The organism is uncultured Cyclobacterium sp. (assembly GCF_963976465.1).
Lineage (GTDB): Bacteria > Bacteroidota > Bacteroidia > Cytophagales > Cyclobacteriaceae > Cyclobacterium.
Window position 1 is genome coordinate 1 of record NZ_CAXBOC010000693.1, and the last position, 1,951, is coordinate 1,951.

2 protein-coding genes are annotated in these 1,951 nt (G+C 41.4%); both read right to left on the minus strand.

Going from position 1 to position 1,951, the window contains the following annotated elements:
- Positions 1 to 460 (minus strand): RagB/SusD family nutrient uptake outer membrane protein (locus tag AAC037_RS23955; RefSeq protein ID WP_339906178.1); only part of this gene is annotated, 460 nt, incomplete at its 3' end.
- A gap of 13 nt (positions 461 to 473) precedes the next feature.
- Positions 474 to 1,951 (minus strand): SusC/RagA family TonB-linked outer membrane protein (locus AAC037_RS23960; RefSeq protein ID WP_339906179.1); only part of this gene is annotated, 1,478 nt, incomplete at its 5' end.

A 1,951-nucleotide genomic window follows, 5' to 3' on the forward strand; every position in this document is an offset into this window, starting at 1 on the left:
AAAGCTCCGCCAAATAGGAATAAAAATAAGCCCTTAAAAACCTAGCTTCGCCTACCAACCTATCATAGTCTTCAGGGTTCATTTCCTGCCTGAGTTGGTTACTTTTAGAGGTAATATAATTTACCCTGTTTATACCTCTATAGAAATGAGACCAAAAACCGTTGGTAAATCCGTTGTCCGCATTTTGTTCCCCTCTTCCTAGTGCTTGAAGGTTGCTTCCATTTCGATCCCAACCATCATCCGAGGCAAAATCGAATGATAAAAACCATGCGATTCCCACCGGAAAATACCAAAGTCTATTGTACACTCCAGTGACAGCCATTTCCAATTCAGTTTCATTGGCAAAATAGGTTTCGCTTGAAGGAGAGTCCAAGGGCAGCCGCTCTAAATATTCATCATCACATGCTGAAGAGAAAATCAAAGCAGGTATCAATATTGTATATATTATTATCTTTTTCATCAGTTACAAGTGTTTAGAAATTAACATTCAAACCCATAGTGTAAGTAGCCATCTGGGGATACCAACCTCCGCTACTCACAGGTGCTTCCGGATCATAGCCTTCATAAAAATCATGAATGGTGAACAGATTCCTCCCACTTAAATAGACCCTTAACCCGTTGATATTCAGTGGATCCAAAACTTCTTCAGAAAAAGTGTATCCAACCTGAATATTCTGCCCTCTTAAATAGGCAGCATTTCTCATCCAGAAACTAGAGTTTTGTTCATTGTTAGTCTGATTCCAAGCAAGTCGAGGGTAGGCCGCATCAGTATTGGTAGGCGTCCAACGGTCTTTATGCTGCTCTTGTACAGTACCTCCTAAATAAAATGGCATAATGCCTTGACCATATAAATAGCCATCTGCCTTACCTACACCTTGTAAGAAAATTGAAAGGTCAAAACCTTTGTAATCGGCATTAAAGCGAGCGCCAAAGGTATGTCTTGGTATTGGGCTTCCTATCACATCTAGGTCACGGTCATTGATCATGCCATCTCCATCGATGTCTTTGTATTTGATATCTCCTGGAGCGATATTGCCGAATTGATCGGCGTGATTGTCAACTTCTTCCTGTGACTGAAACAAGCCTTGATCCACATAACCGAAGAAAGAGCCTATCGGGTAACCTTCTCTATTTACAGTTAACCCTGTATTTTCTATTCCCCTCATGTCGATGATTTCATTGCGTACATCTGAATAATTCAACATGATACTATAATTCAGTTCACCTACCTTATTCCGGTAGTTAACCATCAATTCATACCCTTTATTCATTACCTCTCCTGCATTCTGAAAAGGGGCACTCAGTCCAAGAGTCTGTGGAATATTTAAAGCAAGAAGGATATCCTTGGTTCTTCTGACATAATAATCTGCAGACACGTCTAATTTTCCCCAAAGGTTAAATTCAAGCCCAACATCTGTAGTTTCGGTTGTTTCCCATTGTATGGAAGAATTGGCCATACTGTTCAATGCAGCTCCTGGAGCATTTGCCCCTCCAAAAGTATAATCCTGTGCACCTCCGCCTAGGGCCATGAAGGCTGCAAAAGGGTAAAGGCCGATATTTTGATTACCTAGCTGTCCCCATGAGGCCCTTAGTTTCAAATGGTCAATTAAACTTGAGTACTGCTCCATAAATCCTTCTTCAGAAATCCGCCAACCTGCAGAAAATGATGGAAATACTCCCGATCTATTGCCTTCAGCAAACCTGGAAGAAGCATCTCTACGTACATTCCCTTCCAATAAATACCTTTCATCATAATTGTAAGTCACCCTACCGAAAACAGATTGTAAAGCCCAGTGAGAAGCGGCACCACCAGTTCGCTCATTTGCTCTGTTTCCTGCATTGATCTGCTCATATTGAGGCAAGGGAAACACTTCTCTATAAGCTGAAATCCATGCATTGGTTTGATCTTCCTGTTGATAGCCAGCCGTCACACCAATGGTGTGAATCTCAT